This window comes from Alkalihalobacterium sp. APHAB7 (genome assembly GCF_048323755.1).
Lineage (GTDB): Bacteria > Bacillota > Bacilli > Bacillales > Bacillaceae_F > Alkalihalobacterium.
Window position 1 is genome coordinate 1 of the sequence record NZ_JBLWFS010000040.1, and the last position, 26927, is coordinate 26927.

The window sequence follows — 26927 nt, forward strand, 5'->3', positions numbered from 1 at the left end:
CTCGAGCTTCCTTCAGATTCCACGTCACCATGGACACCCTTGCTTTTGGCTATGTACTTACCGCTACAAGGTCGTACTCGGGACTTTCACCCGTTAGAGTTCGCCCATGCTGGGCGAACAAAAAAAGGACTCTACAAGAGAGTCCTTTGATTACTTATTATTAGTAAGATTTTTTTACGTTAGTAGCTTGAAGACCACGTTGACCTTGCTCTGTGTCAAAAGTAACTTTTTGGCCTTCATCTAAAGATTTAAATCCTTCGCCTTGGATAGCTGAGAAATGTACGAATACGTCTTCTCCACCTTCGATTTCGATAAATCCGAATCCTTTTTCTGCGTTAAACCATTTTACTGTACCTTGTTGCATGTTTGTTTCCTCCTGTGTGGATTATTTCCACGATTTATTACTATCATTGCTCAAATAGATATCAAAGGCGAAAAGTTTAAAACTAACTCTTTGTTTACCAACAGAACAAAAATAATTCTTAATTAGAATAACAGAAAAAAGATGAAAAAGCAAATATAAATATAAAATTAATGAAGGAGGACTTATTAAGTTAAGAAATTCACTCACTTGGTAAGCACCCAACCTCTTTACTATCAACCATCCAGGATAAAATCGTTGTACTGTCTCGAACCTTTTTTTCTTTGATCTCTTTTAATAAATCCAACACCCCTTGCTCATTCGTTGAACTTTCAAAACGGAAAAAAATTTCTCTAGGGTCGTTATAATTACCATTAGGACATTCAATGAGTCCATCGGTTGTTAAGAATAGATGGTTTTTTCCTTTACGCAGCTCTTTTGTTCCCATACTGTAGCACGGAACCTCCAAGTCAAATGTATTCGTTTTGCCAATCCATTCATAAAAGCTGCGCTGATTTTGTTGAAATTCTTTTAACATAGCTAGTTCGGGATGGTACAAATGGAAAACGCAATCGCCAATAGAAAGCCACCAAATATACTTATCTTTTCTCACCACACATAGGAAAGCTGTTTCCCCTTGGATTTTTTGACAAGCGTTTTTAAAGCGACTACTTTCAAAAGTTGATAAAAGTAAGCTGGACACACTTTTAAATGTATCTTTAATTGGAAGTGTGAAGCTTGTAGATAGTTCATCTTTAAGAGATTCGATCGAATTTAAGACCAACTCGGCGCTTTCGGCTGTATGGTGGGCATCTAAAAGTACGACGAATTCCAGATCTTGTTTTTTATCAACCCAAACGAGACACCCGTCTTCATTTTTATATTGACCCGCACTTGAATTCCCACCAAAACGTCCCAAAACAACGTGTTCAAAGTGACGAATGTTGATTTCATCTACAAAAGCTTCTTCGCTTCCGACCCAGCTAAAAAAAGTGTTATTACTCATACGGGCTACTCTCTAAAAAACATTTGATTCTATTGCATACTTCAATAACGTCTTGATTACTCCCCATTCTCGCATTAGGGGCATCATACACAGCAAACGGGCCCCAATATTGTTCAGGGGTATTTGGATAGCGGGCGACTAAATGAAGATGAAGATGTGGGACTGCATTACCAGACACTAGTGCATAGACATGCTCGGCTTGTTCGGTTGCTTTTAATGCTTGGCTTAGTCTAGCCATCGTAACGCCAAAAACTTTTGCTTCTTCAGCATTCATCTCGGCTAGTGTCGGGACATGACGCTTTAAATCAATCATCAGATGACCTAAATAATTGGGTTTTCCATTATTATCAATGTGCCCGACATATACATACTCATCTTCGTATATGACACTTCCAGCTGTTTGTACTTTACCCTTATGCTTGTCACAAATGAAACAACTTTCACTCACAGAAATACCCCCATTTCTTTTACAGAACTAAAAAAATCCCATCATCTCATAAAGAGACGACAGGATTAATCCTCACGCGGTACCACTCTTTTTGGTTTGCCTCCTAATAGCGCAAACCCTCTCAAAACTGGATTACGGCAGTCAACCGTTTAGACCTACCTCTTTAGTCTAACCACTCCTAGGCGAGTTGGGGAAATTATTGACTGCCTTTCAGCAACCGGCAGCTCTCTGGACAATAATCGTTCCTTACTACTCCTAATCATTGCGTTTTAATTTTTGGAAAAGTTTTACTTATAATACAATTTCCATATGATTCCGTCAATGATTTTTTTAGTTTAATTTTTAATCCGTGATGTTCTTTCGTTTTTCTTGCGCACTGAGTGTCGCATCTGGATAGAATTACCTGTTTCAACTTCGAATAAATTAAGGGCAAGTTGAAAAATATATACTTACAACTTAGAAAGGAGATGATTTACAATGGCAAACAATCGATCTTCTAATCAACTAGTAGTACCAGGAGTGCAACAAGCACTAGATCAAATGAAGTATGAAATCGCATCTGAATTCGGGGTACAACTTGGCCCAGATTCCACGTCAAGAGCCAATGGTTCTGTAGGTGGCGAAATTACAAAACGTCTAGTTCAGATGGCTGAACAACAAATGGGCGGTCAGCGTTAAGTTTTAAAGCACAATCAAACCCTCCACAAATAAGACCGCTTTTTGCTAATGCATTTAGCGGTCTATTTAACACTTTGGTTTAACATTGTATTAACTTCCGTGTTCCTATTTCTATTGGCAGACCAGTAGTTAAAAAGAAGATCCCAATTGATCACCACTAATACACTTCCCCATTTGCTCCAAGATCTTTTAATGTTCGATAGTAAGTTTTTCTAAGAAAGGCATTGTATCTTCTTTCGTAAGTCTTTCATTTTCTATATGTCCAAAGCTATATCGGTATTTTTTATCATCGGAAAACCATACATAGAACATGGGATTGTCTCTTCCATCCCAAATATAGTAATAGACCTTTTTTCCATCTACTTCGACATAAGGCATCTCATCAAATGTTTGGAAAACTGTGCTTTCTAATGCATTTTTTTCATCCTCAACGGGGTCTTGCACTTTCCATATCGCCATTTCACCATATTTTTTTTCATATGAATGGTGGTAGAGGGTTCTAAATCCGGCATTTCTTTCCTCTTCCGCTTCGTTAATTTCAGTTAAATTGACTTCATTCGTTTTGCTCTTCTCTCCAAAAAGCATTCTAATTTCGTTCGCGTTTTCAGTATATTTAACACCTCCTGGAGCAATTGACTCTACCGGAAAGTGCTCTGAAAGAATAACAACATCCCAATCTTGAGGTAGTTGAAACTGTCTAAACTCAAATTCTGCTGGAACAGCATCAAACGGAGGTTGTACAGTCCCAGATTGGACCGCATCTGATTGACAACCCAATAATACAATTGCAATTATCAATAGGAACAACGAATTTATTATGCATCTCATCATCAGGTCTCCTTCCCCTAAAACGATACTATTCCAAAAGTGCATTTATTACCTTTACGTCTGTATGCTGATAAAGGTTTCATATTTATTTATTTCATCTATTCGTACCCTAACGAAAAGAGCAATCCCTGCTTCTCGAAGGATTGCTAGTTGTTCATTAACGCATGGATAGCATCATATTTACTTTTTTGAATAAGTCCAAGACCAAGTCCAGTTGGGTCAACCAAATATTCTAACCATTGGAAACCATTCTACATCGAGTCAGCCTTTATCTACCTACGAATGAATAATCCCATAATACACCAGATCTTCGTAGCGGTTTTCTTTTATCACGTGTTCTTTTAATATCCCTTCTTGTTTCATGCCTAATTTCTGGAGCACTCTTCCGGAAGCGGGATTGGACTGAAAGTAACGAGCAAATACTTTATGGTATTGCTTTTCTTTAAATGCAAATTGTAATATAGCTTGAGCAGCTTCTGTCGCATACCCATGTCCCCAATACTCCTCACCAATCCAGTAGGCGATTTCACCATGATGAAACGCTTGGTTGTGAGAAAGCGCTATAGCCCCATATAATTCTCCTGTTTCCTTATCTGTAACCGCAAATTCATAAGATTTATTAGCATTGAAATTCTCAAGATGATGTTCCATCCATGATAATGCATCCTGTTTTACGTATGGATACGGTAAATACAATGTATTTTTATAGATATTATAATTATTACAAAGTTTAGTAACCGCTTCAGCATCAGATGTTTGAAACAACCTTAACAGCAGCCTTCTAGTAGTAATTGTTTTCTTTTGATCATCATAGGTCATGAGATCCCCTCCCCATTCAAGTTCATTAGTAAAGCACTGATTTACTGCGTCTCTTTATCTCGGGTACTTTCAAAGCCTGAATAACTAGATACATAATAAGGGGTTCCTTCATATTCCAATACAACAAATCCGCTGCTTAATTTCAATCATCGTTATGACTCTATAAAACTCCTGCTGGCTCCACACTCTCGAGTTCGTTACTGTTCAGTTTTATTTTAGTGGACCTCAGCGGCTCTTATTTACAAAATTATGCTTGGTTTTTGAATTTAGTGGACCTGAAAAGACCTTATTTACCTGCATTCTCGTGTAAGTCACTGCATTTTCAACAAATAAGGGCTTCTGAGTGCTCAAACACCCGCGAAACCTTGATTTGTTCACAAATAACGGCCTCTCAGTACCCTAAAATGCCAAAGAGCCCAACCCCAGTGCATTGCCTCTGTCTATATTTATACTCTGCTATAAATCTATGTATGTCCTTTTCACTTCTTCAACTACACTACTTGACCTCACATTACTTTCAATATGAAAAGTCGTTAATCCTCCTTAAAGCATCGTTATAATATAAAAATCACCATAGAAATTTTAAAGGTGCAACCGATAGTTGCACCTTTGTCAGACCTATTACATTTTTATCTTTGCAAACTTTCGTTTCCCAACTTGTACAATTAATCCCTCGGTAATAGGAACTATAAACCCTGTATCTTCAACTTTTTCTCCATTTAGTTTGACTCCTCGGTTCTCAATCATCCGACGAGCTTCACTTTTTGAACTCAATAAATTTAATTCTACTAGAAAATCTAAGGCTGGTACTTCTAGTTTGCCTTTCCACTCTACGACTGGCATTTCATCAGGAACTGCTCCTTTTTGAAAAACGGACACAAAGTGCTTTTCTGCTTTTTCGGCTGCCTCTTTTCCGTGGTACATCCGAACAATCGTCTTGCCTAAAAGCATTTTTGCATCTCTCGGGTGTAGTTCACCAGACTCCATATCTTTTTGAATCGATTCCATTTTATCCGGTGAAAAGTCTGTCACTAATTCGAAGTATTTCTTCATTAATTCATCTGGTATCGACATCGCTTTTCCGTACATTTCTTGTGGATTCTCATCAATTCCAATGTAGTTTTTCTTTGATTTCGACATCTTTTCCACACCGTCAAGTCCTTCGAGTAAAGGCATGAGTATCGCTACCTGTTTTTCTTTTCCAAACTTCTCTTGAAAGTGTCTTCCCATTAAAATGTTAAAGTGTTGGTCGGTCCCGCCAAGTTCAATGTCACATTCTAATACAACTGAATCGTAGCCTTGCATTAATGGGTAGAAAAATTCATGCAGTGATATCGGCTTTCCAAGAGCAATTCGTTCTTCAAAATCGTCTCTTTCCATTAATCTTGCTACTGTTATTTTTCCTGCTAATTGAATAACATCTTCAAAATTCAGCTTGGATAGCCACTCCGAATTGTAATGAAGTTCAATTTTATCCATATCCATTACTTTTTCAAACTGTTCAAAGTATGTTTTTGCATTGTGTTTCACTTCTTCATCCGTTAATGGCTTTCTCGCAACGGACTTTCCTGTCGGGTCACCAATCTTGCCCGTGAAATCCCCAATCAACAATTGAATAATATGTCCATTCTCTTGAAACTGCCTCATCTTCTTTAATACGACAGTATGACCAAGATGAACATCAGGAGCGGAAGGATCTAATCCCAATTTAATTTTCAGTGGTCGATTTTCCAGTACAGATTTTGCGACTTTCGTTTCTAGGTCTTCTACAGGTATAATTTCTTGCACACCTTGCGTATAGATGGACATTTGCCTGTTTACTTCTTTTAACTGTTCTTCTGTTAGTTGTTTCATCACTTCATTCATTGTTCATTCCTCCAAAATAGAATATAAAAAACCACATCCCAAATAAGGGACGTGGTTTTGCACGCGGTACCACCCTTGTTGAAGAATCGATATCTTCCACTTAATCGTTTAACGGCTCGTCCGCCTTTGCTCATTTTATTAAACAAAGAAAGCTCAGGGAATGTAATTCGTGTTATCTTTGTGTCGATTCGCAGCAACCACCGACTCTCTGATACAGGGAGATAACGACTACTAGGGTTCCCGTCATAGCTTGTAAAATATTTAGTAACTCTCAAAAACGATTATCTTTAATGACTTTTCTTAATAAGGCTGAGATTTTCTTTTGTTCATCAACGGAAAGGCTAGAGACAATTTCTACTTCACCTTGATGAAACCTAGGATATAATTTTTCCATAATTTTTCTACCTTTATCGGTTATTGTGACATACGTAATTCTTCTGTCTCGATTGTCTACTTTCCGATAACATAGTTCTTTTCGTTCTAACGTTTTCGTGATATTACTTATAGTTGCTTTTGTAACCCCAGCTGATTCTGCTAACTTTTTGGTTTCAACCTGATTGCCTATCCATAAATCATAAAGTAGTGAAAAAGATGTCCACGATAGTCCATACTCTGATAAAACTTCTCGCTCCATTTTATTTCTTAAGCCTTGTGCAATTCGGTAGATGTTGGTTACAACAGCTATCGCATCCAAATTCAATGAACCCATTGGTAATTTAGTTAAGAGGTTAATCGTATCGATCTCTTCAGGAAGTAATTCCCCTTCATCATTAAATGTATGAATAACGAAACCCCCTTTTGAATTTTCATAATCGTTAGCTATGAAACGATATTATCAAAAAAAATAAAGAAATGCAACAAGGTCATTAATAGTAAATCTATACCACACCGTAAGGATCTACATTCCCGTTAGGTATTCACTCCTTACTTCTGGAGGCTCTCCAATATCTGATATATCTAACCGTTGGCCTTTATACATTTCGATTGGAAATGGTTGTAGAACACGCACGCTACAAAGCCCAAAATTATTGATTACTAAACACAATCACAAAGCTTGTTCATTTTGTGTCTCCCTTTGCGAATGATCCTATAAGTTATTCCGGATAGTTTTCTTTTTACATTTCAGCGATCACATTTCCAAATTCATCTAAAAATTCTATTTGGATGGAACCAAAATTACCTTGAATTTTATTGTCCAGCAATATCCAAATTCCAGAAATATCATTGAGCAAAATAATTTCCGCATCTATTCCATTAACTTGTATGATCTTGGTTTGAGTCACTATTTCTTTTGGTATGACGCCGTGTATAAGAATATCTCCTTTTAACTCATCAACCACTGTTGAATATGATAATCCTTCATTTCTATTGTGAGAATAATAGATTCGTTTCCAACCAAAAATCCCTTTTTCGAACTGAACTAAAGAAACATTATCATCAACTACAAATGGTACAAATGTATAATTACCATTTTGGTAAAATTCTTTATCACCAATTTCATTCTGAACACCTTCAGTGTTAATGTCATTGTTAATGAATTTTTCGAAGGCTCCTTCAACCGTTTTGGAGCTTAGATGTACTGTTTCTACAACTGCAAATATCGCATATATAAAAACAATGAATGTGACAAAAATGAACACTGCTTTTGTGCGTTTCCTCATCCCATTTCACCCTCCAGTTTCATTCTCTGTAGTTTAAATAGATTGTTTAATAGGTCTTACACGTTTTGAAAAATAAATGACGAGGTTTATGATTCCAATGACGAGAATGGCTAAAAATAAATCAAACGATACAGCGTCTCCTCCTAAACCAATCTCGCCCACAATAATTCCAGAAAAATACAATAATAGACCAGAAAATAAAATAAACAAAACTGTCAAACTAATAATAGCGAAAACATTTAGCCATCTCGTGTTTAATTTCGGAATGATAATGATAAAAAATAATAGCAAAGACATCACCAAGACCGTAATATAAATCGGTCTGAGCAATGTAAAGACTCCTAACGTTTCAAATGAATCGTACGTATACACAATCTCTTTTCCCCTCTCGACAGACCATACGCTTAATGATTGAAGGGTTTGTTTGTTCGTTTACCAAATCTTTTACAATCAATTAAAAAACACATAGAAGATAAGACCAGCTACTGTAACAAACCCAAAGGCACATAACAGAGCACTTTTAAACTTCTTTAAATGATATCTGCCACCTTTACCTTGATCTTCGTAAGTTGCAACCTCCAGAGCGACATAAATAATGCTTAATAACCCAATACCTATAACAATGAGCCAAATCAATATTCGCACCTCCGTAATGAATGGTTTGATCTTGTAAAATTCATTATTTCTACAGCTTTCACTTCAACAATAAAGTATATTATGACTTACGAAAAAATGCCGGAGAAGTTTCATTTTACTACGTTATTCTAAGGATGTTATTTTCTCAGGTAGCATCCAAATCGGATAATTTGGGATTGTACGCTTATTACACATAATTTTTATGGCTGTCCTCCAAAAATAGCGGCAATTAAATACCCGAAAAACATCAGAATAAAAAAGCTGTTCGTCATCACAAGATTGCTAATCATTGCTGTCTTACTTCTGCCCAGGTATCCAAATAAAATACCAACTGGATTGATCACAAACGTCAAAAGATAGTAGCTATAAGCTTTCCCTAAAAGAATGTTTGGTAGCCAGACGGCAACTCCAATCATAAAGCAAATAACGGATAGGCTAATCCATAGTTTCTTTGTATTTTTACTCACTTTATTTCTCCTCTCTTACGTTATGCCACCCCACTGCAGCTCTATGGCTACATCTTAAAAATAATTCTTCTTGGATGAACGCATTCACTTGTTGAAGAGTAATAGACTCTTTTTTTATGACTCAAAATTCTTTTTCTCATACGTACGAATAAAATATTCAAATCGGATAACGTTACTCCCTTAATCGCGTGTTTAATTGATTAAATCGCTTTTATAAGCCAATTAAATAACAAATGCCGATGCAACTGTTCAATCACTACTAAACTCTAATTTATCACTGCTTGTTTTTATTTTTAATTTCACCTAAAAGATTTAAGATTAAATAATTTTGTTTGATGATTTTCTCATTTTGTTTTCTTAATTTGGAAAATTCCCATCCGCAGAAAAATAAAATAATAGCCATACCAATAAAAAGCATGATATCCACCTCAAGTTTCTCTAAAATTCATGTTTTACGATACCATACTTTAACATTCGATTGGTTGACTCTGCTCATTTTTTCTATTAACTTCTCTTTCGTTTCTTTAACTGTTGGCTGCTTATTACATAGGAAAAGCCCTAGAAGATCTCTCTCTAAGGCCTTAGCACAATGCATTGCATGTACATTATAGTAAAATCTCAATCTCCTCTTTATATTCATTCAGAAGACCGTTAATATACTCGTTGATTTTTTCATCGAGCAGCTCAGTATCGTCCACTCCATATTGGGATAGATCTAAGACTTCGTTGACTAAGTTATTTACATAGGCATTACGTTCGAGGCGTTCTTTAAAATAAACATCATAATATTCTCTGCTTGTCATATTAAGATACTCTGCTTGATTTTCAAAAAAATCTTCATTTTCAGTGTCGTCAAAGGGAAAAGCTAATTCAATGCCTTCCATTTCACCCGAAACATCAATACCCAGTTTTTTCGCTTCTAACACCATGATTTCTTCTTTTACAAAATTCTTAACCATTATCGCGATCTTTTCGTCAGGTACATTGTATAACGAACGAATATCTTTTAGCGTAATCTCTTCCCCCTTAACAATCGCAACTATATCGCCATCGTCAACCGAAACAACCGTTTCCTTTTCAGTCGTTGCGTTCGAACAAGCTACTGATACGCTCATAATTAATAGTAGAATGAAATACTTCATAGGTCCTCCGTTCCATATGTAACTACGCAGTTGTTTTTAACTAACTCTAATCCTAAGTTTAGTTTACTATAAAATGTATAACGAGAGGCAAGACCACTAAACCTGAAGCACTATACAGTAAAGTTCTAGATAATCGATCAGCCGGCTTGTCCTGATCGACGGCCTCATGGATTGCCCTCTTTCTTTCTACCCAAAACAGAAAAATGGCAGTAGCTGCTATTCCTACCTTGCCGAACGTATCCGTGTCAATCCCGAAACTAGAATACAGGTAAAGAATAGTCCCACCTAGAAAACCTCCAATGAAAAAAAGAAAAAGAAATCGAAGCACTCCTTTCGACCCTAAAGAACCTGACAAAAATAATCTTATAAATATAAAGTTCAGAGCTATACAAAACAAAAAAACAAGTAAAGTAGTAAAAATCTCCATCCCTTCCCTCCTTCATAGAGTTCCTTATTCGTATATCCAGTTACCGAAATTGTATTGCTAACTAAATAGCAACCTCTCTACCTAACCACATTATAATAGCTGATGGTCTTTCTCCTTTATACGTTTGTCCAATTCTTCAATTTTATTTTCCGGCTCTTTTCTCCATTCTTTAAAACAGGCAAAACTTATTAGTAGTAAAATAACAATTAAATATAAGAACACTTCTGTCAGTTTAACAATGTCATATATTCCCTATTTTTTCAATAGTATCTTTAGTATTAGAAATGGCTGTGTTAAACAAAAAGTTGTAATATTACTATTTTTTAACGAACTCAAACTCAACTTCAAACTATAACAACGTCATAAAAAAGTTAAAAAACGCATCTACAAAGAGCAGATACGTGTTTGCTTATATTATTTGATAACAAAAAAGTGAGTGACAACTACTAGTAGCACGACAAAGGGAGTGAACGGTGTCGAGTTCTCCTAGTTTTTTTCTCTAACGCACACGAAAGCGAGTGATTCATTGACGGTTTCTCCTAATTTCTTCCTCTACCGAACACGAAAACGAGTAATTCGTTGACGGTTCCTCCTAATTTTTCCCTCTACCGCACACTAAAGCAAGTTATTCATTGACGGTTTGTCCTAATATCCCCCTATACGCACACACGTTCTGTTTATGAATGAAATAGAAAGGTACATTCAGATCCGCCTCGTTAAAAGCTAATATTAGCAGCGACAATAAGGCCGACTAACACCGAAACACCGCCAAGAAACAGACCTACAGCCACATTGCCATTTTCCACTTCCTTCGCCAAGTTCGTATTTCGAGTAAACACATATTCAATAACGATATGTAAAACAATTTGAACAATGATCGCAATAAAGGCCCAAATTACCAAATCAACTAAGTTGATCGCGTGAAGGACGGCAGATTGTAACACGACGACGAGGCCTGCCATTTTTCCTAAAAGTTTTAAGGCCACCGCCGAGTTACCGCTTCGAATTTGATCACGCTCCGAATAGGGTGTGATTAATTTAAAGATATATGTTCCCATGATAAATAAAACGAGCGATACGGCTAAATAAATCAAAAAGTGATCCAATGTTTGAAGATAATAGCTAAAGTCCATTACGTTCTCCTTTCACCCCGAAAGGTAAGAAATAATATAGTTTATCCGTAATCTGTGTAAACCGAAACAGTTTTGGAAAACACTAGCTTTTGTGTAAAAGGTGTACTGCTTAGCCTCCAAATCGACCTCCTCCACCCATACCTGAACGAGGATTTGTCGCTTCTGGGTTTCTTGGCTGAGTAGGTTGATTTACATTTCCATCCGTACGTGGTGGAGTTACAGCAGGCTGTCTTGTCCGTGTGCCTCCTCCAGCTGATGCTCTCCCAACCAAGAAGGCAGCCATGGTCGGGAACCACATCCCTCCATAGTAATAATGGCCATAGCGTACATTGCCCTCTTCAACACATTGGTAGCCTTCAGCTTCTTCGTCCCACGTCCACGTATCACAATCCGCCTCCTCGGGCGATGGCAAGAGGTTAGGATCGGGTTGGGCACTAGGATCAGGCTCTGCAGGTGTGGAAAACAATTCATCCGGCAGTCCAGGCGAACAAGCCGTCAATCCCATAAACGCCACACTGGAACTAAGTAATCCTTTCAATAGCTTATCGGTTTTTGGCTTCTTCATGTTAACACCTCTTTTGAAGGTTATAAGGTATGATTAAACATTTCTTGTTCATCGATTTTATTTACGGTCGTTATCATGGTACCCAGTGATAGAAAAATTATCTTAACATTCCGTGCATCGACGCAGTATTTTGTCACAGTTGTTCGGCGTTCACATACTTCATCTATTATCTCCTATTTGTAAGAAATTAATTGGTTTGGAAAGAATAATTACCATCATATAGCGAATTTTTTATAATGAGAGAAGGATTTGTGAGTATTTATTGACTGACTTTTGCTTAAAAATTTTACGGACTCCATAGGCCCTTATTTGTGATAAATTGAGGAATTTCAATAGTTTAGGGTACTCAGAAGTCCTTATTCCAAAAAAAATCAGACTAATCCACTTCTATTGCAATAAATAAGGTCTTCTGAGTGCTCTAACAGCCGTAAACATCGCTTTTTTAAGTAAATAAGGTCCTGTCAGTGCCTAAAAATGATCGAGTACCGTTTATTCCTTAAGTTAATCATTTATTGTTTTATGCACGCAAAAAAAGCACAGATCATCTGCGCTTTTGCTGACCTTTTTTATAATATAATTTCTTGCTGGATTGAAAAATAGCACAACTTGGCCAACCGAACAACTACACCTTTACCCTAATACAAACCTTGAATTGAAACATAAAAAACAAACAAAGCAGCAAAAATACTCAAATAACCCGTAAACGCATACTTATCTTTCTTAAGTTCTATGACTCCCGTCAGTAATATAGAAACACCTAGTAGCAGCATTAGATAAGACATAAACGCAAAGTTTTGAGTCAGCAACATAAAACCTGCTAGTACGACCACTATGATAGAAAAAATTATTCTAAATACTTTTAGCATTTCTCTCCCCCTGAAACCTGTCTGGATGAAATTTTTAATCCTTCTTACAATCGTACCATATGTAATAATGCATTTGGTGAATATTCCCTTTTCTCGTTAATTTTGAACTATTTTCTATTCGTTCTGATAAAGTAAAAGAGCACCCCCTCATATCGAAGAACCGCCCTGCCCTATACGTCTTGTACCAGCTCAAACAACTCAACAACTAATACGGTCTCCTCTATTAATTCAATCCCAATATTTTGCCAAGCTGCTTTATGCGTATCTTGAAACGTTTCAACATTATCGCCGTACCCTTCGCCTCGTACAAGTCTTAAATCCGGATCACCAAACGTCGTTTCAAATACCTCTCTTAATCTAACATTACATCTAGCGTGGCCGTCTTTATCACACACAGTGACCAACTTACCAACTGGCTCGTACGTTTCGTCTAATTCTTTTTGAGAATATTCTTCTTTTGGAGCACAAGTAGCTGTTTTGTCCCCTTTTAAAATTTGTTGGATTAGCTTCTCGCCAATTCCATTGTCATTTTCCCAACCAAAAACCATTGTATACGGTTGTATTTTCACTTCCGACATCACAAATCCCCTATTCTAAAAATTATCGCAAAACTATTATTTACTCATCGTACTCCATATCTGGTAAAGCATGAATAAAATCTAAAAGTTCATTTACATCAGTGGTCCTTAATACTATTCCTTCATGATCCAATATAATAAAAGTTGGGAATTCCTCTATATCTAATACTTCAACATAATCTTTAAAGTGACCAGAATCAGCAAACTGATATGAAATGACACTGAGTTTTCCTACTGGAACATCAAAGGAAAAATAGAGTTCAAACTGTCTTCTGAGCTCTTCGTCCGTTTCTGTCTCTTCCCAGTTTTCATTAGGAATAGCACTCCAAAACGAATAAAAATGATAGTGACCTTCTTGATCAGGCTTCATTTGACCAAGAACCCTAATTTCCTTGGCTTTCTCCAAATTGGAACAGCCTGCAAGAAAAGAAAAACAAACTAATAATACTATAAAATTTTTCAAATAAAACACTCCTGACCCGGTATTGATTTACTTCACTATGGAATTCACTATTCATAACACTATTTCACTTTAACGAGCACCCTACGTTTGAAGTAAACTCTTCTTTATCTTAACATCACTTCCCAATGGTTGGACTACTTTTTTCCATATTTGTTTTAAAGTTCTCTTTTGTTAGTTCTCCAATACCAATCTCCACCAAAACCGCATAATGACATTTGGTGCTTTTCGTACTCTAAATTCTCAACTCCTATTTAAAAAATACATCTTGTAATTATTTCCAAAATTCGTTATTATATATCTATATGATATATATCTTTTAGATAGGTGGTTGAAATTGAAAAATTATAATCATACAACATATGCGATTTTAGGTATCTTAACTACTGGTTGTAATACGGGTTACGCGATTAAACAATTAATGGATAATAGCTTAAATCATTTCTGGAAGATCAGTTATGGACAAATCTATCCAACTTTGAAACTTATTGTTCAAGAAGGGTTAGCCGAAGTTCAAACGGTTTCTAATCAAGGAAAGCCAGATCGACAAGAATATTACCTCACGTCAAAAGGGATGGAGACGTTAAAAGACTGGTTGGAGCAACCGATCGAACAACTTCCTATGGAACGAAATGAAATATTGTTAAAGTTGTTTTTTGGGCAGTATCAAACCGAAGAACAGTCGCGATTGCTGATCAAAAATTACAAACAAAAATTAGAAGAACGTTACGAAACATATGTAACAATCGAATATTCAATTGTGAACCAACATGAAAACGAAGCGGATGCAAAGTATTGGTTAATCACGTTAGATTATGGAAAACGGGTGACAGAAGCTGCCATCCAGTGGTGTAATGCGACGCTTGAAAAACTTGTAACTAAGGAGGGACCGTAATGACTAGTCCTATTTTTACTGGACGTTATACGACTGAAAACACAAAAAATATTGTCGTTTTTATTATTGGAATGAGAATTAATAAACCATTGGCACTGCATAAGTGGGTTCCCGTCTTTAGCGCGATGCCAGGAATGATTAAGGAGCTCTATAGCAATAAGGATACTTTAGGTTTTTTATCGATGGAAAGCTATTTCGGATTAAGGACGACTGCGATGATTCAATATTGGCGGTCCGTGGAAGACTTGCTTGCCTATGCTAGAAGTGAGAAGCATATGAAAGCTTGGGAGAATTTTAATAAAAAGATTGGGAACAATGAGGCAGTTGGTATATATCATGAAACGTATCAGCTAAAAAGCGGAGAATACGAGTCTATTTACGGGAACATGCCGCTATACGGTCTAGGAAAAGCGTTAACCCATATTCCCATTACTTCTGAACAAAATTCCGCTCGTAAACGCCTTGGATCAAAGGGAAAAAATAAGCTTAAACCCTAGCGGAACTTTAAGCATGAAATAAAAACTGAACCTTCGATCTAAAGAAGATCAAAGGTTCAGTTTCTATTTTAAATCTGGTCTTTATGTCTTTATGATGTACTCTCAATCTATGAGTACATTCGTTTTATCTTTTGAACGAAATCTTAATTTAATACTAGCTCTTTTTCGACTAAACCCAGGATTTCCTCTGTTGACTTATGAATTTCTTTTAGTAACTTTGGATTATTCATGAGAGAGACGCCATAAGAAGGAATCATCTCTTTGATTTTTGGTTCCCACTCGTTGATTTGCTCTGGGAAGCATTTTTGCATCACTTCAAGCATTACGTGTACAGCAGTTGACGCACCTGGTGAAGCTCCTAGTAATGCAGCAATCGAGCCGTCAGAAGCTGTAATAACTTCAGTACCAAACTGAAGTGTTCCCATACCGCCTGCTTCCGTATCTTTAATGACTTGAACACGTTGGCCTGCTACGACTAATTCCCAATCCTCACTCTTGGCGTTGGGGATAAATTCACGTAACTCTTCCATGCGTTGTTCTTTTGACAGCATCACTTGCTGAATTAAATACTTTGTCAATGACATTTCTTTTGCGCCTGCCGCTAACATTGTTAAGACATTATTCGGTTTAACCGACGTTACTAAATCGAACATGGAACCTGTCTTTAAGAACTTTGGTGAAAAACCAGCAAACGGCCCAAAAAGTAACGCTTTTTTATTATCAATATATCTTGTATCCAAATGCGGAACAGACATTGGTGGAGCTCCTACTTTGGCTTTCCCGTATACTTTTGCATGATGCTGCTCAATAACATACGGATTTTTACAAGCCATAAAGATTCCACTTACCGGGAAACCACCAATATTTCTTCCTTCTGGTATACCAGATTTTTGCAGTAAATGAAGGCTTCCACCGCCTCCGCCGATAAAGACGAATTTTGAAGTGTAGCGGTAAATTTCACCGATGCTATGGTCATGTACTTTTACTTCCCATAAACCTTCACTATTACGTTTAATATCCTCAACCGTGTGCTTGTATTTGATATTAACATTTTGGCTTTCTAAGTGATTAATTAACATGCGTGTTAACGCACCGAAATTAACATCCGTTCCTGAGTCAATTTTAGTTGCAGCAATAGGCTCATTCGATGTACGACCTTGCATAATCAACGGAATCCATTCCATAAGTTTTTTTGGATCTTCGGAGTATTCCATACCATCAAATAAAGGGTTTTTTGAAAGCGCTTGAAAACGATTTTTTAAAAATTTTACATTATCTTCTCCTTGGACCATACTCATATGCGGCAACCGCATAATAAAGTCTTCTGGATTAGTAATCAATTTATTTTTTACAAGATAAGACCAAAATTGCATTGAAACTTGAAACTGTTCGTTGATATTAATCGCTTTACTAATATCCACAGTTCCATCCGGCTTTTCAGCTGTATAATTCAGCTCGCACAGTGCCGCATGTCCCGTACCTGCGTTATTCCATTCGTTTGAGCTTTCCTCGCCAGCTTTATCCAATTTCTCTAAAACTGTAATTTCCCATTCCGGTACCAACTCTTTTAAAAGTGTACCTAAAGTCGCACTCATAATACCGGCGCCAATTAAAATAACGTCTGTTTTGATTTCCCCATTTGTCGTCATTTTTACCAACCTTTTCCCCTAGAATTTGTAGAAAAGGTGTAAGGCTGTCACACCAGCAAAGTGCGAGCTAGTCACACACCTTTTCTGTCTCGTCATAACCATTCTCATGCTGCATACCTTTTTATTGAGTCAAATATCTACTATTATATGATAATTATAAATTTTTTACAATCTAGTAATAACGAGAACTCTCTACATTCTCACCATAGTCAATTATAAGTTCCAATATGATTTTTAGCTATACAAAATAAGACCTGGACGCATTTTTTTTTTGAGAACTTTGCCTTTCCTTGTATTCTCGTTGCACCTTTCTGATCTTGTATTTATAGCGCTTACAACGAAATTTTAAATCAGGCCTACTTTTTCTCTTCGGTCACCGATAAGATCACAGTCTCTTTTCCGTATTCACTTCGGATGGTTTTTCTTGCGTCCACCGGGGTTCTCGCGGTGACTGACTTCATTTGTTTTTCTCCCTTTAGTTCGATCTCAACAAGAAAGCATTTTGCGCCGCATCTCATCTAGATCCCTCCCCTTGCAGATTAGTTCGTTAAAGATACACTACTTACGATATCTTAATTTATGAAACTGAACAACAATGAATGGTGCAATCTGGAGGGGAAATTAAGATATTAAGATTAATACTAAAATAATCGGACGGATTGGCGTGCGATTGAGGAGGATATTAGGAGAAACTGTTAACCATTCGCTCGGTTTGGCGTGCGGTAGAGGGAAATATTAGGAGGAACCGTCAATGAATCACTCGCTTTCGTGTGCGGTAGAGGGAAATATTAGGAGGACACAGCTAATCATTCTCCCACCTGGCATGCACTAAAGGAAAAGCAGCTAATCAATCACACTCATCAGACCCAAAGCTCCAAAGGGTGGACAATCCCTAGCTTGCGAGACAGTCCCACAGCATTAAACTTGGGTTGGACTGTCTCACAAAAGCTACAGCCTGCAAAAAACGCCTAATACAAAAATGTAACTACAGAATAAAGTACAACGGTAATGGCCGCAGCAATCAAAGCCGGCTTCAACTTATATTTGGCGTATTCAATAACGGAGAGGTTCAAAATTTTGGCGATCGTATTCGTATCATCACTTAGTGGTGACGCAAACGCCCCGAACGCACCACTTGCGAACACTGCCCCTACAACTAATGGCAGTGAAACATCGCCTACAATCGCTAGTGAAATTCCTAGAGGCATTAAAATCCCCCAAGTCCCCCAAGCCGAACCGATAAAATACGAAACGGCAGCTCCGAAAATAAAGATGAGTGGTGCAATAAACATTTGCGGGATCCACCCGGAATGAGCTGTTACAAAAGCTGAAAACCCTAAGTCATCCGTAATCGAAGACAGTCCCCAGACAACCGATAATAGCAAAATGACCGACATTAATTCATTGCCGCCTTCCATAAAGCCAGCGATCAGCCGGTCCAACTCAAATCGTTGCAGTAAGTAAAAAGCCATCGATACTAAAACAGTTATAAGGAGCGCAATCACCATCGCATCGAGTACTTCTGCTTTAATAAAAGCTTCAAAGAAGTCATAGCCTTTTTGATAGCCATCCCACCACGTGAGAAATAACGTCAGACTGATGACAAGAACTAATGGTAACAGTAAATTCATCGGTTTGATCGGTAACTCATTGGCAACGGCCGGGTGACAATCATGCCAATCATCATTATTGTCATCTGCTGCTTTTTCATCAATTTGTGTTGGCGCGTCGGACTTCTTTTTCGAATGGTGAAAAAAGCTCAAGTAAATCCCTAAGAGTATCGTGACAATGGAAAAGAAATTAAACGGAATACTTTGAATGAATAACGAGTAAGGATCAACATTAACTCCTTGATTCTCAGTTGCAATCTGGATAATAGACACCATATAACCGACAAATGCCGTAGCGACAGGAATTAAGACGATCACTGGAGTTGCCGTCGTCTCGATGACAAACCCGAGCTCTGCTGTTGTCATTTTTATTTTTTTCAGTAACGCCCTCATGATCGGCGCAATCGTGACAAAGCGAAAAGTCGGCGCTGCAAACGTACCAATCGTAGACACATACGTTAAAAGCAATGCTTGTTTGCGCGTTTGAATTCTCTCAGCAGCTTTTTCGACAAAGCCTCGAATTCCACCTGTCATCTTAATCATTCCAACTAAACCGGAGAACGCATAAAGAAAGACAATAATTTTAATATTATTGGGATCAATGAGTGCTTGAACCACGTAAACGAATAATGTTTGAATACCGCCGATAATCGTAGGTTCCATTAGGTAAGATCCAACTAATAAACCTAGGAATAGGGCTGGCAGTACTTGTTTGGTGTAGATTGCTACCGGAATGACGACTAAAAACGGTATTATTGAAAACCAGCTTGTATCCAACTCGATCACCTGCTTCAGTCATTATTTTTTCTATGCCAAGGCTATTGGTCTAACTATTGTGTGATCGAGATGGAATATTATACTTACTTATATAAATAAAAAGCGATCACTCAATGGAGTCACCGCGCTTCTAAGGTTATTAAGAACTACTTGTTATTAAGATTTTTGAATGCTTTATTGATACCAAACCAAATACTTTAATGTACAATCTAAATACATAAATCCATTTGCAACCGCAAATAATAAAAACAGGAGAAAGTTCTGTACATTATTAATTCACAGAAATGGATGATCGTATGTTTAATACACTTGAAAAAAACATCTTAAAAACTTTAGTTGCTATTGTTCTTGTCATTACCCCAATTTCAATCATTGGTAAAGAATACAGAAAATGGTTATTATGTTTTTTTCTTAATTCCTATGCCAACACATTTGTAGCCCCAACTTTAGCTTCCAAAGGCTTTTTAAAATATCCCGAAAGGCTGTTCCCATCCATTTTTAAAAGTAGCATCATTTATGATTATTTTTTATGTTCCACGATAACGATCTGGTATTGTAGAACTACTTTAAAAGATAATTGGATGGGAGCTCTTTTGAAAGTTTGGCTCTTTGCTATGCCTCAAGCCATATTAGAAGTATTTTTTGAAAGAAATACGAAACTGATTAAGTATAGTAAAGGGTGGACTGGTATTCATTCCTTGATTACAATAGCCGCTGCTAAATTTACGATTCGTTCCATTATAAAACTAATGGACATCCTAGATTCAACTAAAAAGGCATAAGGCGAGTTACACACTCGCCTTTCGTAGTTTAATGCTGTGATCACCAGCATAAGCGGATTGAGACTAGCCCATTACTTTAGAATCACTACTCTACCCTAGATTATTTTACGGTCTAATGATAACCTCTACTTGCCCCGCATCTTTCCCCGTTTTAATGACAGACAAGACTTGTTCAGCTACCGTTTCCACGGTTAAGCCGGATGTCTTTTTCGCTGCAGGCACCCCGCCGAAATCCGTTTGAACTAAACCAGGCGACACCGTTGTTACACGGATCCCATGTTTTTTTCCTTCTTTATTCATCGTATGAGACAACCCGAGCAGCCCCCATTTACTTGCGCAATAGGCGGACGCCTTTTCGGTCGTATTGTAGGCAAGGTCAGATGCAATATTGACAATCTGTCCACCTTCGCCCTCCATCATCTTTTTATAAACCGCTTGGCTGCATAGAAAAGCCCCTTTTAAATTCGTATCCAATTGACTATCCCAATCTTCTTCCGTCATTTCTTCAAATGGCTTCCACACACCAACACCGGCATTATTCACTAACGTATCAATCCGACCATACTTTTCATAAACCGTTTCCACGACTGCTGCCACTTGTTCGCTTGAAGTAATATCACATTTATAGGCCTCTAATTCTCCTAGATCACCCATTGTTTCTTTAAGGTTAGCGATTGACTCTTCGTTTTTCGCCAATACAATCGTTTTAACGCCTTCTGCTAAAAGCAGCTTCACGATGCCTGCTCCGATCCCTCTCGTTCCACCCGTTATAATCGCCGTTTGATTTTTCATCATATACATCACTCCTTTAAAAATTTTAATAGTTATGTAATTTCATGGGTCCGAAACCTAGGTGTGATTTGATTTAAACCTATTCAGACGGAACAATCAATTCCACGTCTAACACTTCTAAAATTTCTTCAAATAACCGACCAACATCACGATGAATATAATACGTTTCTTCCCGAGTCGGATGTACGATAAACCCTTCTTCAGATATCCAAAATCCCGTATCGACTGGACCAGATTCGGACCAGTCTTCAATAAAAATGACAGTATACTCAGGACGTTTATGTAGTAATTCTTTGACGACTTGATCTTTTGCTATGGGTTGAAACGGGACGTCACTTATGATCTTTTAAACTGCATTTATTTGTTTTGGCTCTTCAATAATTTCATCAACTGAAGCTGTTGCTCCTTCTTGAAAAGGTGATTCAACCTCGTATATTTTACTAATAAGAAGTGCCTCAAAGTCTCGATCCAAAACTTCTGTCACCGCTGTTTTTTCTTGGCTGCTACATGCTGAAATTAGGAAACCACTACAAAGTAGAAGTAACATCATAGTTTTCATTTTATATGCCCCCTATATCCCATCCATTTTAACACAAATTTCCTTTTTATTTAACTTTAAGTAATAAACGTGACTTAGTGGACACAAGAAAAAAGCACTCTGCCTTGAGTGCTTTTCTCCCTTACTCTTTTAATGAATTGGTCTAGGCTTTGACTAATTAGTAAAATCCACCAACTATTTTTGATCTTTATTAGGCAGGTCATCCCTCACATCAATGTATACATTCCCCAGTTCGTCGATCTGTGCAAAGAAGACGTCTTTTACATTAGCTACATTATATGTTTGTAAAACCTGGCGAACCCACGTCATATCCTTTCCTAACAGCTTTAAACTACTGGAAAGGACTTGACCATCAATAATAAATGCTTGTGAAATCCCACGACTTGCTTGTATATTGAAAACGTCTTTTTGCATGGCATTTAAATAAGGGGGCTTGGCCAAAGCCGTAATCGTTCCATCTGTTTCTAGATAGGCTGTCTCCACTTGATCAATGTAAAAAAAGCCTTGTTTTCGTAAACCCGTTAATAGACTGTCCATCGTAAGCCTGACCTTTTTTAATCCTTCTTCATAAATCTCTCCATTTTTGATTAAGTACGTCGGCTCATCCTCTAACACTTTTCTGCCAAGAAAAGATTTAATGGCCCCTATGCTGCTTAAAAAAGTATAAAAGCAAAATAATATTAAACCAACCATCCCAACTAGAACGGGAACATCTTTCATTAACATGGAGCTGGCGACGACGGAACCTATCGTAATCCCCGCTACAAAATCAAAAAAGGTCATTTGCGCAATGAGTTTTTTATTAAGAAGACGACAAAGAATATAAAGAATAATGAAACCAACTGTTGTTCGGATTACCATCTCAATCATAGTCATTTTTTAATTACCGCCTTATCGTTACTCTATCAGAAGGATTACCGAATGGCTTTAAATTATACGCCTAAAATGACCAACTCAAGGGCATATCTAAACAGTTCTTCTTGCATATACCTGTTGTTAGTACAACCAGTGACAGTTGAATAAAATTTATTTGGTAATTTCCAAAAGGAATTTCTTAGCTTCTTCAAAATTAGTTGTTTCTACGACCAATTCCTTGGTACTCAAAATTACACATAAGGTGCTTGTTCAGCCTTTAAAGAAGGAGCAATATCCTGTATCCCTTTTAAACCATTCACAATGATATTAAAATATACCCCCTCATTTTCATCAAATTCTATATACCATTGATGGTTTTTACCATAGTATTCATCACCTATTACGTCATCTGAAGTAACATATATTATTTTATAAGGATTACCTGGTAAAGCATAGGGAAGCTCTTCTTTTTTTGAACATCCTACTAAGTTCAATAAGATAGAAACTAATACCAATCCTATTAAAGATTTCTTCATTGAGAGTCTCCTTTATTAAATAAACGCTGCTCGTTAAGGACTGGCCTCCTTAACAACCACGGCACATTCATTTGAATCTCAAACTGTATAGTTGGTACCGGAAACCCATCTGGAACTAGCGCTAAATCTTCACTGAAACCTATTTCAACACCATGATATTCAACAAAACTAGGTGTCGAAACCTTACTGCCTTTCTTGGAAGGTGTCCATAATTTAGGTCCCTCAATTATTCTGCCGACCATATGATAGAATGCACTATATAAATGGGTACTATCTTGATTCTCCATATACTCAGAAATCTCACCTTCTTTGCGAGGGTCAATACCAAGTGATTGAAAAAGATCTTTCATCTCTGACGGGAACCTGTCACACGCTAAAACATAATTAGCACAGTAATCACAATCACAATCTTCAGTGATTAAATGATACTTATCATAAAATTCTTTTGTTTTATCAACATCGACCTCGATCGTCCAAGGGCCTATTTTTGTTTGTTTCATATAATTCATCCTACTTTTACAAGATGGCTCTGCTTGTTATACTAATTTGCATTGTTAACACAAGTAGTGTCACGGTCTATTAAATTATTGCCCTGATAGTAAAGAAGCTTATTCCTTTCTCTGCTCAAGCTACTCTAACAAATGTAAAATATCCATTTTCCAAATTCCATCTTCTTTTTTCAATCCTAACATTTCTGTTGCATAAAATAGGCCAAAATTTACACCCATTTCGACAGCTACCTCATTTTCAGTTTTATTATCTTCTCTAACTTTAATTGAATCATAGTATCTAAAGTCTAGGGTGGTTTCCAGTTCTTTTTTATGAATCCCCTCACTATAATACTTCTGTCTAAATGTCGTTAGGTCAGGTAACGTACCATCGTCGTATGTTAGTGAATATATTGCTTCAACGTCAGCAATTACCACTGAATGAAAATAAATCAACACGATTTTTTCTGGTGAAAAATCCGATAGGTGTTGGACATCTTTGTCTTCAAAAAAACGTTCGTATGCTTTTAATTCACCTTCTGTAAATCTCATTATGTAAGAAAATTCTTTATCATAGTTGTCAATTACTGTTTGCTGCTTCGTAACGGTTTCTTCAAGCTCAACAATTTTATCATTTAACTCTTTTAATTCCTTCTGATATTCTTCTATTAAGATGGCATCATTATTACAACCAGCAATGAACAATGTGATGACTAGAAGAAAAACACCCCTAGTTTTTTTCAATAGCACCCTCTCCCCTGTGAGTAAAAAAATAACTTATTGCTATGATTATCAAGTAAATTTTCCTCACCTCCATTTTTCTCGTCAATATATATGTATTACACTAGAAGTTTATTGTTCCAGTTGCTGTTGCACAAACGTATCCGATAGCTTAATTACTTGTCTATTTAGGCTGCCTTATTAAACAACCAACCATTTATTTTACATACATGTAGTAGATTCCTGTAACAGCAATACCGCAAAAAAAGAAAAAGCAAAAAGATATAAAGCAAATTTCTTATTCATTATTTATTCAACTTCCTCCTTGAGAGGGGATAAGGAAGGCGATACCTTCTAAAACCTCGCCCATATTAGCTAATGAGTGATAACGTTATACCCAGCATCTTCTAGAATTTTAATAATATTTTTTCTCCAAAGAAATGAGCGGCTCCCGCAATTACAAAAAAATGATTTTCATCTTCACTGGACAAAAATTCAATTATTCGATCTGCCATAAGTTGATTTCTTTTTATCAGCATCGTTTCTACAAAACTTTCTAGCCTTTGATCTCCAAAGCTATTCTCGTCATCCAAGTATGTATTATATATCCATTCTTCAAACGTTTGGTGGTTACCAGCTTTCCATAATTCTATCGGATAGCTATAAACAGATTGACCTGTTTTTATCTCTTCAACTTTGGATAACAAAAGGCTTATTTGTTCATCATCAGGCAACGTAACAAAATAAGCTAGTGTCATATAATACTTTAAAATCTTCGTTTGTAGAGTCAATTTCTAATACTAAGTAATTGGAAGATTGGAAGGCGTCTTCGATTTTCTTTCTCATTGGATACATGTTTCCGGACCCATTATGAAAAGAACCTAGTAGATAGACTGTTGTTTTATCGTTATTCACTTCCCAGTTCGTATAAAACACAAAAAATACATAATTTAACAGGTAATACTCCTATATTACCACGAATGATTATTTGTTTTATCAATATTACTAAAAAACATTTCCTACCTATAAGACTCTATAACTATAAAAAAAGTTCCTCATTTTATAGAATTCATTCAATTTTCTTTTATGATTATTAAAACACCAATTTAAAAGCGCTAATTCTACTGAATTAACGCTCGCCGTTCTTGAAAAAGTGATTCACTTTATTTGTGTCTGCTAAGTTTACTTGTATAAGTTCACTTAGTTCATCTTCGTTTTGGACTTCACTTAATTCTATATCAAACCACTCCTGCAGTTGTTCTTTCGTAATTGTATATTCGCCTAGATCCGAATTAAATGTGATCCAATCGACATTTTGTACTAACGTAAATAAAAAAGTTGCATTGTGTATCACAGTTTCTCGGTACTCTTGATCTGATATTAATCCCTCATAATTCAAGATAATTCCATACGGTTCTTCGCTTGTTTTCAGTTCAAAACCGTTTAAGTACTCTGCTGCAGGTAACTGATTAGTAATGTTTCCTACTGCATTGTTATCACCGACAAACGAATTTTTATATTGAAAAATATCTCCATTCGTATCTGTCGCATTTGAATGACACCCACTCAGTAAAAGCATTACCATTAGTGAAAACAACAGAAACTTAATCATTCTCATTTTTATTTCCCCTTTTTATCTGGCTTTACCTCAATTATATCGGAAGAGCTTTGAAAAGAGATTACTCTTATATCCAAATTCCTAAAATATCTACATTTTGATTACAGCCACAAAATGTTACAACCCTTGCTATTTTTTACCACAGCACACCAAGAAATTTACCACACACCACCCATACATTTACCAACGAAATGTACCAGCACTCCAGAAAAATAAGAATCCAAAGTATGCATTAAAGGAATCAGATAATGCATACTTTGTTTCCTTCAAGTTTGTAGATTTTTTTCTAACACTCCCGTCCAATAGAATCAACATCAAAGGGACCCTATATCTACACTATATTCCAATATGGAAAACATAAATAACATGCTTCGTTAGCACAAGATGCGATTACTTTATTAAGCAATCGCCATCGTTTGCACAATAAGAGGCTATTCTTTTGAGCAATCTACTTTTCATCACTTTTAGGAAGGACATATGATTGGTCACGAGCTACTACTGTTTCAGGTGTAAAGCATATTAAAACATTACTATAATCTAAATCTTTAAAACGCGGGTCCCACTTTTCGATTTCAGTTCCCAAATAACGAGAAAGTAACTGGTTTGCTATTATCTCGTCAAAAGGCTTAACAGTTGCAGTTCCTCTAAATCCTGCATGTAAAAATAGACCGGTATCCTGGTTGATATCTACTATTCCAATAGCACATTTTGGATTTCTTCTTATTCTATCTGGAAATGTATCTGATGCTGTACCTATTATCCAAATCTTTTTATCTCGCCAATAAAACCAAACAGGTGAATCTCTTGGCGAATCTCCTGCCACCGTTGATAAATGAGCTACTAATGGCATAGAAAGAAAATTTTCTAAATCAAAACTTCTACCTGTATCCCTAATAATTTTCATCATATCCTCCTGAGTAGCTAATTAGCTTTTAATGATATCCTTCATTCTTCAACAATTCTATTCTTTAATTCAGCAAAAGAAAGCCTTACTCCTTCTTGAAGTAACGCACTCGTTAGTTAAATTAATTGTATAGAACAATTTTGTTTTTAGTAATTAAAATTTGGTAACTTTTATTTCGTTTCCTATACTATTTAATTCTACAATCCCACCAATTGGGAATGTAAAAATTGGTTGTGTATGCCCAAAATCAACATCGTACAGAACTGGAATTAGTTTCAATAAAGGATGTTTATCAAGGATGTAT

General features: G+C 36.6%; 36 protein-coding genes, 1 pseudogene and 2 other annotated features. Of the genes and pseudogenes, 4 read left to right on the forward strand and 33 right to left on the reverse strand.

Annotation, left to right across the window (positions count from 1 at the left end):
* Positions 1-160: 160 nt before the first annotated feature.
* The 3 genes from ACNSTQ_RS21655 to ACNSTQ_RS21665 form a co-directional block, all read right to left on the reverse strand.
* Positions 161-364, reverse strand: coding sequence for a cold-shock protein (locus ACNSTQ_RS21655; protein ID WP_275120653.1), 204 nt, complete (start codon positions 362-364; stop codon positions 161-163).
* A gap of 199 nt (positions 365-563) precedes the next feature.
* Positions 564-1367, reverse strand: coding sequence for a protein phosphatase 2C domain-containing protein (locus tag ACNSTQ_RS21660; protein ID WP_418201832.1), 804 nt, complete (start codon positions 1365-1367; stop codon positions 564-566).
* Positions 1360-1815 (reverse strand): HIT family protein, encoded by a 456-nt coding sequence (locus ACNSTQ_RS21665; protein WP_418201833.1) that lies wholly within the window; start codon positions 1813-1815, stop codon positions 1360-1362. The genes ACNSTQ_RS21660 and ACNSTQ_RS21665 overlap by 8 nt, the downstream gene beginning before the upstream one ends.
* Positions 1816-1864: 49 nt before the next feature.
* Positions 1865-2087: a binding site (T-box leader), on the reverse strand.
* Between the two features lie 205 nt (positions 2088-2292).
* Between ACNSTQ_RS21665 and ACNSTQ_RS21670 the strand changes: the two genes are divergently transcribed.
* Positions 2293-2493, forward strand: coding sequence for a small, acid-soluble spore protein, alpha/beta type (locus ACNSTQ_RS21670; protein WP_418201834.1), 201 nt, complete (start codon positions 2293-2295; stop codon positions 2491-2493).
* A 189-nt stretch (positions 2494-2682) separates the two neighbouring features.
* Here the strand turns inward: ACNSTQ_RS21670 and ACNSTQ_RS21675 are convergent, their stop codons facing one another.
* The 16 genes from ACNSTQ_RS21675 to ACNSTQ_RS21750 form a co-directional block, all read right to left on the reverse strand.
* Positions 2683-3321, reverse strand: a complete 639-nt coding sequence (locus tag ACNSTQ_RS21675) for a hypothetical protein (protein ID WP_418201835.1) — start codon at positions 3319-3321, stop codon at positions 2683-2685.
* 276 nt (positions 3322-3597) lie between these two features.
* Positions 3598-4140 (reverse strand): GNAT family N-acetyltransferase, encoded by a 543-nt coding sequence (locus ACNSTQ_RS21680; protein ID WP_418201836.1) that lies wholly within the window; start codon positions 4138-4140, stop codon positions 3598-3600.
* Positions 4141-4761: 621 nt separating this feature from the next.
* Positions 4762-6006, reverse strand: a complete 1245-nt coding sequence (gene tyrS, locus ACNSTQ_RS21685) for a tyrosine--tRNA ligase (protein WP_418201837.1) — start codon at positions 6004-6006, stop codon at positions 4762-4764.
* A gap of 42 nt (positions 6007-6048) precedes the next feature.
* Positions 6049-6262: a binding site (T-box leader), on the reverse strand.
* 15 nt (positions 6263-6277) lie between these two features.
* Entirely contained in the window at positions 6278-6715 is a 438-nt protein-coding gene (locus ACNSTQ_RS21690) for a MarR family winged helix-turn-helix transcriptional regulator (RefSeq protein WP_418201838.1), read from the reverse strand.
* A gap of 406 nt (positions 6716-7121) precedes the next feature.
* Complete coding sequence (locus tag ACNSTQ_RS21695; protein ID WP_418201839.1) at positions 7122-7667, reverse strand: hypothetical protein; 546 nt, start codon at positions 7665-7667, stop codon at positions 7122-7124.
* Positions 7668-7700: 33 nt separating this feature from the next.
* A complete protein-coding gene (locus ACNSTQ_RS21700) occupies positions 7701-8039 on the reverse strand; it encodes a hypothetical protein (protein WP_418201840.1) in 339 nt (112 codons plus the stop codon).
* A 78-nt stretch (positions 8040-8117) separates the two neighbouring features.
* The gene (locus ACNSTQ_RS21705; protein WP_418201841.1) at positions 8118-8303 is read right to left on the reverse strand and encodes a hypothetical protein; all 186 of its coding nucleotides are present in this window, start codon (positions 8301-8303) and stop codon (positions 8118-8120) included.
* Between the two features lie 200 nt (positions 8304-8503).
* Positions 8504-8770 carry a hypothetical protein gene (locus tag ACNSTQ_RS21710; RefSeq protein ID WP_418201842.1) on the reverse strand — a complete coding sequence of 89 codons (267 nt, stop codon included), beginning with the start codon at positions 8768-8770 and terminating at the stop codon, positions 8504-8506.
* 274 nt (positions 8771-9044) lie between these two features.
* Entirely contained in the window at positions 9045-9188 is a 144-nt protein-coding gene (locus ACNSTQ_RS21715) for a hypothetical protein (RefSeq protein ID WP_418201843.1), read from the reverse strand.
* Between the two features lie 187 nt (positions 9189-9375).
* Positions 9376-9912, reverse strand: a complete 537-nt coding sequence (locus ACNSTQ_RS21720; protein WP_418201844.1) for a hypothetical protein — start codon at positions 9910-9912, stop codon at positions 9376-9378.
* A gap of 58 nt (positions 9913-9970) precedes the next feature.
* Entirely contained in the window at positions 9971-10339 is a 369-nt protein-coding gene (locus tag ACNSTQ_RS21725) for a hypothetical protein (RefSeq protein WP_418201845.1), read from the reverse strand.
* 716 nt (positions 10340-11055) lie between these two features.
* Positions 11056-11472, reverse strand: coding sequence for a DUF350 domain-containing protein (locus ACNSTQ_RS21730; protein ID WP_418201846.1), 417 nt, complete (start codon positions 11470-11472; stop codon positions 11056-11058).
* Between the two features lie 109 nt (positions 11473-11581).
* The gene (locus ACNSTQ_RS21735; RefSeq protein WP_418201847.1) at positions 11582-12037 is read right to left on the reverse strand and encodes a hypothetical protein; all 456 of its coding nucleotides are present in this window, start codon (positions 12035-12037) and stop codon (positions 11582-11584) included.
* Positions 12038-12672: 635 nt separating this feature from the next.
* Positions 12673-12903, reverse strand: a complete 231-nt coding sequence (locus ACNSTQ_RS21740) for a DUF3953 domain-containing protein (RefSeq protein WP_418201848.1) — start codon at positions 12901-12903, stop codon at positions 12673-12675.
* A gap of 170 nt (positions 12904-13073) precedes the next feature.
* Positions 13074-13472 (reverse strand): ASCH domain-containing protein, encoded by a 399-nt coding sequence (locus ACNSTQ_RS21745; RefSeq protein ID WP_418201865.1) that lies wholly within the window; start codon positions 13470-13472, stop codon positions 13074-13076.
* A 49-nt stretch (positions 13473-13521) separates the two neighbouring features.
* Positions 13522-13944 (reverse strand): hypothetical protein, encoded by a 423-nt coding sequence (locus ACNSTQ_RS21750; RefSeq protein WP_418201849.1) that lies wholly within the window; start codon positions 13942-13944, stop codon positions 13522-13524.
* A gap of 334 nt (positions 13945-14278) precedes the next feature.
* Here ACNSTQ_RS21750 and ACNSTQ_RS21755 point away from each other — a divergent pair, with 334 nt between their 5' ends.
* Positions 14279-14836 (forward strand): PadR family transcriptional regulator, encoded by a 558-nt coding sequence (locus ACNSTQ_RS21755; protein ID WP_418201850.1) that lies wholly within the window; start codon positions 14279-14281, stop codon positions 14834-14836.
* Positions 14836-15333: a DUF4188 domain-containing protein gene (locus tag ACNSTQ_RS21760; RefSeq protein ID WP_418201851.1), complete on the forward strand. Its 498-nt coding sequence runs from the start codon at positions 14836-14838 to the stop codon at positions 15331-15333. The genes ACNSTQ_RS21755 and ACNSTQ_RS21760 overlap by 1 nt, the downstream gene beginning before the upstream one ends.
* 143 nt (positions 15334-15476) lie before the next feature.
* On the opposite strand, the gene ACNSTQ_RS21765 is transcribed toward ACNSTQ_RS21760, so the two are convergent.
* The 3 genes from ACNSTQ_RS21765 to ACNSTQ_RS21775 all read right to left on the reverse strand — a co-directional run bounded on the left by ACNSTQ_RS21765 (position 15477) and on the right by ACNSTQ_RS21775 (position 19369).
* Positions 15477-16982, reverse strand: a complete 1506-nt coding sequence (locus tag ACNSTQ_RS21765; protein WP_418201866.1) for a malate:quinone oxidoreductase — start codon at positions 16980-16982, stop codon at positions 15477-15479.
* A 356-nt stretch (positions 16983-17338) separates the two neighbouring features.
* A complete protein-coding gene (locus tag ACNSTQ_RS21770; protein WP_418201852.1) occupies positions 17339-17500 on the reverse strand; it encodes a hypothetical protein in 162 nt (53 codons plus the stop codon).
* 450 nt (positions 17501-17950) lie between these two features.
* On the reverse strand, positions 17951-19369 hold the full coding sequence (locus ACNSTQ_RS21775) for a Na+/H+ antiporter NhaC family protein (RefSeq protein ID WP_418201853.1): 1419 nt from the start codon (positions 19367-19369) through the stop codon (positions 17951-17953).
* A 296-nt stretch (positions 19370-19665) separates the two neighbouring features.
* On the opposite strand from ACNSTQ_RS21775, the gene ACNSTQ_RS21780 reads away from it, so the two are divergent.
* Entirely contained in the window at positions 19666-20151 is a 486-nt protein-coding gene (locus tag ACNSTQ_RS21780; protein ID WP_418201854.1) for a CBO0543 family protein, read from the forward strand.
* Between the two features lie 105 nt (positions 20152-20256).
* Here ACNSTQ_RS21780 and ACNSTQ_RS21785 read toward each other — a convergent pair whose 3' ends face one another.
* The 11 genes and pseudogenes from ACNSTQ_RS21785 to ACNSTQ_RS21835 all read right to left on the reverse strand — a co-directional run.
* On the reverse strand, positions 20257-20946 hold the full coding sequence (locus tag ACNSTQ_RS21785) for an SDR family oxidoreductase (protein WP_418201855.1): 690 nt from the start codon (positions 20944-20946) through the stop codon (positions 20257-20259).
* A 343-nt stretch (positions 20947-21289) separates the two neighbouring features.
* Entirely contained in the window at positions 21290-21502 is a 213-nt protein-coding gene (locus tag ACNSTQ_RS21790; RefSeq protein WP_418201856.1) for a hypothetical protein, read from the reverse strand.
* 174 nt (positions 21503-21676) lie between these two features.
* Complete coding sequence (locus tag ACNSTQ_RS21795; RefSeq protein ID WP_418201857.1) at positions 21677-22378, reverse strand: DUF421 domain-containing protein; 702 nt, start codon at positions 22376-22378, stop codon at positions 21677-21679.
* Between the two features lie 230 nt (positions 22379-22608).
* Positions 22609-22893, reverse strand: coding sequence for a hypothetical protein (locus ACNSTQ_RS21800; RefSeq protein WP_418201858.1), 285 nt, complete (start codon positions 22891-22893; stop codon positions 22609-22611).
* Positions 22890-23393 (reverse strand): hypothetical protein, encoded by a 504-nt coding sequence (locus tag ACNSTQ_RS21805; RefSeq protein ID WP_418201859.1) that lies wholly within the window; start codon positions 23391-23393, stop codon positions 22890-22892. Before ACNSTQ_RS21805 ends, ACNSTQ_RS21800 begins: the two co-directional genes overlap by 4 nt.
* A gap of 129 nt (positions 23394-23522) precedes the next feature.
* Positions 23523-24125, reverse strand: coding sequence for a hypothetical protein (locus tag ACNSTQ_RS21810; RefSeq protein WP_418201860.1), 603 nt, complete (start codon positions 24123-24125; stop codon positions 23523-23525).
* A gap of 383 nt (positions 24126-24508) precedes the next feature.
* Positions 24509-24859 (reverse strand): TraB/GumN family protein, encoded by a 351-nt coding sequence (locus ACNSTQ_RS21815; RefSeq protein ID WP_418201861.1) that lies wholly within the window; start codon positions 24857-24859, stop codon positions 24509-24511.
* On the reverse strand, positions 24828-25037 hold the full coding sequence (locus tag ACNSTQ_RS21820) for a TraB/GumN family protein (RefSeq protein ID WP_418201862.1): 210 nt from the start codon (positions 25035-25037) through the stop codon (positions 24828-24830). The genes ACNSTQ_RS21815 and ACNSTQ_RS21820 overlap by 32 nt, the downstream gene beginning before the upstream one ends.
* Before the next feature lie 193 nt (positions 25038-25230).
* Positions 25231-25719, reverse strand: a complete 489-nt coding sequence (locus tag ACNSTQ_RS21825; protein WP_418201863.1) for a DUF4825 domain-containing protein — start codon at positions 25717-25719, stop codon at positions 25231-25233.
* 448 nt (positions 25720-26167) lie between these two features.
* Positions 26168-26626, reverse strand: a complete 459-nt coding sequence (locus ACNSTQ_RS21830) for a pyridoxamine 5'-phosphate oxidase family protein (protein WP_418201864.1) — start codon at positions 26624-26626, stop codon at positions 26168-26170.
* A gap of 150 nt (positions 26627-26776) precedes the next feature.
* Positions 26777-26927: pseudogene (locus ACNSTQ_RS21835) on the reverse strand (LD-carboxypeptidase); the annotation flags it as partial.

What these genes read in the sequence shown, in the direction of transcription:
- ACNSTQ_RS21655 (WP_275120653.1), bottom strand. Translation starts at nt 364, where the DNA reads ATGCAACAAGGTACAGTAAAATGGTTTAACGCAGAAAAAGGATTCGGA.
- ACNSTQ_RS21660 (WP_418201832.1), bottom strand. Translation starts at nt 1,367, where the DNA reads ATGAGTAATAACACTTTTTTTAGCTGGGTCGGAAGCGAAGAAGCTTTT.
- ACNSTQ_RS21670 (WP_418201834.1), top strand. Translation starts at nt 2,293, where the DNA reads ATGGCAAACAATCGATCTTCTAATCAACTAGTAGTACCAGGAGTGCAA.
- ACNSTQ_RS21675 (WP_418201835.1), bottom strand. Translation starts at nt 3,321, where the DNA reads ATGAGATGCATAATAAATTCGTTGTTCCTATTGATAATTGCAATTGTA.
- ACNSTQ_RS21680 (WP_418201836.1), bottom strand. Translation starts at nt 4,140, where the DNA reads ATGACCTATGATGATCAAAAGAAAACAATTACTACTAGAAGGCTGCTG.
- tyrS (WP_418201837.1), bottom strand. Translation starts at nt 6,006, where the DNA reads ATGAATGAAGTGATGAAACAACTAACAGAAGAACAGTTAAAAGAAGTA.
- ACNSTQ_RS21690 (WP_418201838.1), bottom strand. Translation starts at nt 6,715, where the DNA reads ATGGGTTCATTGAATTTGGATGCGATAGCTGTTGTAACCAACATCTAC.
- ACNSTQ_RS21695 (WP_418201839.1), bottom strand. Translation starts at nt 7,667, where the DNA reads ATGAGGAAACGCACAAAAGCAGTGTTCATTTTTGTCACATTCATTGTT.
- ACNSTQ_RS21715 (WP_418201843.1), bottom strand. Translation starts at nt 9,188, where the DNA reads ATGCTTTTTATTGGTATGGCTATTATTTTATTTTTCTGCGGATGGGAA.
- ACNSTQ_RS21720 (WP_418201844.1), bottom strand. Translation starts at nt 9,912, where the DNA reads ATGAAGTATTTCATTCTACTATTAATTATGAGCGTATCAGTAGCTTGT.
- ACNSTQ_RS21725 (WP_418201845.1), bottom strand. Translation starts at nt 10,339, where the DNA reads ATGGAGATTTTTACTACTTTACTTGTTTTTTTGTTTTGTATAGCTCTG.
- ACNSTQ_RS21730 (WP_418201846.1), bottom strand. Translation starts at nt 11,472, where the DNA reads ATGGACTTTAGCTATTATCTTCAAACATTGGATCACTTTTTGATTTAT.
- ACNSTQ_RS21735 (WP_418201847.1), bottom strand. Translation starts at nt 12,037, where the DNA reads ATGAAGAAGCCAAAAACCGATAAGCTATTGAAAGGATTACTTAGTTCC.
- ACNSTQ_RS21740 (WP_418201848.1), bottom strand. Translation starts at nt 12,903, where the DNA reads ATGCTAAAAGTATTTAGAATAATTTTTTCTATCATAGTGGTCGTACTA.
- ACNSTQ_RS21760 (WP_418201851.1), top strand. Translation starts at nt 14,836, where the DNA reads ATGACTAGTCCTATTTTTACTGGACGTTATACGACTGAAAACACAAAA.
- ACNSTQ_RS21765 (WP_418201866.1), bottom strand. Translation starts at nt 16,982, where the DNA reads ATGACGACAAATGGGGAAATCAAAACAGACGTTATTTTAATTGGCGCC.
- ACNSTQ_RS21770 (WP_418201852.1), bottom strand. Translation starts at nt 17,500, where the DNA reads ATGAGATGCGGCGCAAAATGCTTTCTTGTTGAGATCGAACTAAAGGGA.
- ACNSTQ_RS21780 (WP_418201854.1), top strand. Translation starts at nt 19,666, where the DNA reads ATGTTTAATACACTTGAAAAAAACATCTTAAAAACTTTAGTTGCTATT.
- ACNSTQ_RS21785 (WP_418201855.1), bottom strand. Translation starts at nt 20,946, where the DNA reads ATGATGAAAAATCAAACGGCGATTATAACGGGTGGAACGAGAGGGATC.
- ACNSTQ_RS21790 (WP_418201856.1), bottom strand. Translation starts at nt 21,502, where the DNA reads ATGAAAACTATGATGTTACTTCTACTTTGTAGTGGTTTCCTAATTTCA.
- ACNSTQ_RS21795 (WP_418201857.1), bottom strand. Translation starts at nt 22,378, where the DNA reads ATGACTATGATTGAGATGGTAATCCGAACAACAGTTGGTTTCATTATT.
- ACNSTQ_RS21800 (WP_418201858.1), bottom strand. Translation starts at nt 22,893, where the DNA reads ATGAAGAAATCTTTAATAGGATTGGTATTAGTTTCTATCTTATTGAAC.
- ACNSTQ_RS21805 (WP_418201859.1), bottom strand. Translation starts at nt 23,393, where the DNA reads ATGAAACAAACAAAAATAGGCCCTTGGACGATCGAGGTCGATGTTGAT.
- ACNSTQ_RS21815 (WP_418201861.1), bottom strand. Translation starts at nt 24,859, where the DNA reads ATGACACTAGCTTATTTTGTTACGTTGCCTGATGATGAACAAATAAGC.
- ACNSTQ_RS21825 (WP_418201863.1), bottom strand. Translation starts at nt 25,719, where the DNA reads ATGAGAATGATTAAGTTTCTGTTGTTTTCACTAATGGTAATGCTTTTA.
- ACNSTQ_RS21830 (WP_418201864.1), bottom strand. Translation starts at nt 26,626, where the DNA reads ATGATGAAAATTATTAGGGATACAGGTAGAAGTTTTGATTTAGAAAAT.